This is a genomic window from Alphaproteobacteria bacterium LSUCC0719 (assembly GCA_040839025.1).
Lineage (GTDB): Bacteria > Pseudomonadota > Alphaproteobacteria > Puniceispirillales > Puniceispirillaceae > UBA8309.
Genome location: JBFPJN010000011.1, coordinates 1 through 2,845, shown reverse-complemented (window position 1 = coordinate 2,845; position 2,845 = coordinate 1). Strand labels below are relative to the sequence as shown.

At 48.5% G+C, this 2,845-nt stretch carries 2 protein-coding genes; both read right to left on the bottom strand.

All coding sequences use genetic code 11. From position 1 onward, the window contains the following. Positions 1-1,667, bottom strand: a 1,667-nt coding sequence (locus AB3X55_13245; GenBank protein MEX0504551.1) for an Ig-like domain-containing protein, incomplete at its 3' end; no start/stop codon positions are given. A gap of 302 nt (positions 1,668-1,969) precedes the next feature. Next, a complete protein-coding gene (locus AB3X55_13240; protein ID MEX0504550.1) occupies positions 1,970-2,572 on the bottom strand; it encodes a TetR/AcrR family transcriptional regulator in 603 nt (200 codons plus the stop codon). Between the last annotated feature and the right edge of the window lie 273 nt (positions 2,573-2,845).

The following is a 2,845-nucleotide window of genomic DNA, read 5'->3' as shown; positions in this document are numbered from 1 at the left end:
GTCAGAGAGAGTGTGCCGTCAGAGGATGCATCCCCATCACTCACCTCAGCTGCCGTGATCGTCATCGTCGGACCCGTTGCATCATAGGTCCAATTGAATTGTGAGGCTGCAGTGTTGTTGTTGCCAGCAGCATCCGTAAATGCACCCCCAGCCACATCAATCGTTGTGGCACCATCCGCCGCTGGCGTAAAAGTAGCCGTGTAGACAGTTGATGATGTTGAGGCGAAGTTACTAATTGAGCCATTAGTAACGGTTATGTCCCCAACGGCAAAGGTGGTCGTCGCCTCGCTGGACGTGAACGTCAGTGAAAGAGTGCCGTCAGAGGATGCATCCCCATCACTCACCTCAGCTGCCGTGATCGTCATCGTCGGAGCAACCTTCTCCGTCAAACTCGCGGTGTTGTTAGATTGTGTGGTTGACGCTGCATTGCCAGCCACATCATAGATTGCTGCAGCTCCAGACGGCACAACACTCAGCGTCTCATTCCCGTCCGCCGTTCCTGATGTGCTGACCCCAAGAACCCACACACTCTGGGAGGTCTTTGTGATCGAACTCGGTGTGGCCGTTACTGTTGCTGTTCCACCAGAAATAGAGATCGCAAAATCAGATACCTCCAAATCTCCAGAGCCACCGTTTGTGTTATAGACATCCTCAGCAAATGTAACCGTCAATGCATCATTCGCCGCATTCAAACTTACAGAGCTGATGGTTGGGGCTGTAGTGTCGACCAAGACAGAGGACGTGCTGCCGACACTATTGAGTGTAAGATTAAGGTCATTCCCAGCACTGTCTTTAAGTGTCCCACCATTGGCAGATAAAGAGCCAACGGCAATACCATCTGTGTCTGTCTCGCTTGCTTGAACGGTATAGCTAAATACGAGCGAAGACGTTCCTGTGCCAGACGCATATGTTGCTTGCCGTGTCGTGCTCCCAATGGTCAAAGCAATCTGAGGTGTGCCACCAGTGGTTACAACTGTCACATTGTCTGACGTGTTCACCGTAAAGCTGAGTGTATCTCCTTCTTTGTAGCTGCCATCAGAAGGAACAGAAACGGAGGAAACGGTAGCTACGCATCCGCCGTCCAAAACGCTTCCATATCCGCCGCCGAGATCAACAACGTAGTATCTCAGAAACGCTGCTCCGGTGGCTGGATAGGTGAAGCTAAGAGTTCCAGAATTGATTCCTGAGTTTGTGTTTGCAGTAACGCCCGGCACTGAATCTGAGACACCGTCGCCATCTAGGAACTGTGATGCAAGGACAACACCAGATGCATTTTCCACTGTGACAAGCATGACATCATGACTAGCGCTATCAGCATACGATACGGTAGACGCGGCACTCGCAGTACCTTCGACACGGAATGAATAAACGACAGCCTCAGCTACACCACCTGTCTCATCAGGAGTGTTGTGGCTGCTCGATCCCGGCGTTGTTGTAGGCAAGGCAGTCACTGCACCCCATGTATAAATGGAATTGAGTAAAGGTCCTTGCGCACCGCCGTCAGTAAATGGGGAGATGAAGTTAATGTCTGCATCATCATAAATGCTGTCGAGATCGCCATCGTATGCATCGTTTCCATTTGGCGGATTTGTATTGATGCCGAAGTAGTTTGTGTCCGCTGTATATCTGACTTTCTGGTACGAGCCTGTACATATCTGTGCTGGCATATCCAACGCATCCGTTGTTGCACCGGTGGCAAATTTGGGTAAGAACACGAAAAAAAAGGAATAACTGCAAGAGCTTTCCCTGCGCGCGAGAAAAACTGCCTCAGCTGAGCGCTACTGCTCCACATTATGATTTGCTCACTCTCAACCGTCGGCCAAATTTGCCGAGAGGTTCTTTTTTGAGAGAGGGTAATTTAAACAGAATAAATATGCCTTATTTTTAACTTACCGTTAGAGCACTTTGGCCTTCTCGATATGTTGTATCAGTAAAATTAGGCGTAATAATTTTGATCCGCGTCACTGCTTCAGACGATATGTGCTGCGGCCGAGCGCGCTAGTCCCCTGTGTCTAGCCTCCGCATTTGTTGGTAATAACCGCGCCCCGCCGAGCGTATAATTTAAGTTCAGAGTAATTATGATTTGGGCAGCAAATCGTGCTGCCCCCGGTGAAACCTTTACATCAGCTTTGGTACTTAATACTTCGAAGATCGTGTCAACCATGTTCTCCATGACTTCAATTGTTTTCTGATGTAAGTTTCTATCTTTCACAAAATGAACATTCATAGCTTGGTTTAAGCCAGTGTTTGCTTCTTGGAGTTTGGCCGTTTTTTGCGAAAGACAAAATAGAAACTCTTCAGTTTCAAAACTTGATGCGCGTATGAACTGCCCTCTGATCGCATCGATTTCCTCGTTAGCTTCTGTGCAGTAGTCTTCCCAAAACAGCATTAGCGCGGCTTTCTTTGTGCCGAAATGGTTCTGAAAAGCCCCAACACTGCTATTTGCTGCTTCTGCAACTTTTGAGATGGATGTGTCTAGATATCCATTTCGCTCGAGGGAATAGATGAAAGCTTCGCGTAATGCTTCCCGAGTTCGTATTGCTCTCTCTTGTAATACACTGTCTTTTGACATAATTAAGCCGTCTTAATTTTTGTCCACCACACGTTAATGGCATCAAAACAATACGGCATATTGTTTTGTCACACCAACCACTTCAGCAGAGGCTGCCTTTCCAAAAACCACGGTAATTTTATCTGATTGTTCTGACTTCAATCAGGAAAACCAGATTACGGCTGGGAAACTCGATGCCTACATGGGGCAGGACGTAACCCCGAAAACCCACACTCCACCAATCCCTGTCGGGCGCACCTGCACATGTACCGGTACCCCCGGGTGGCCCATGCG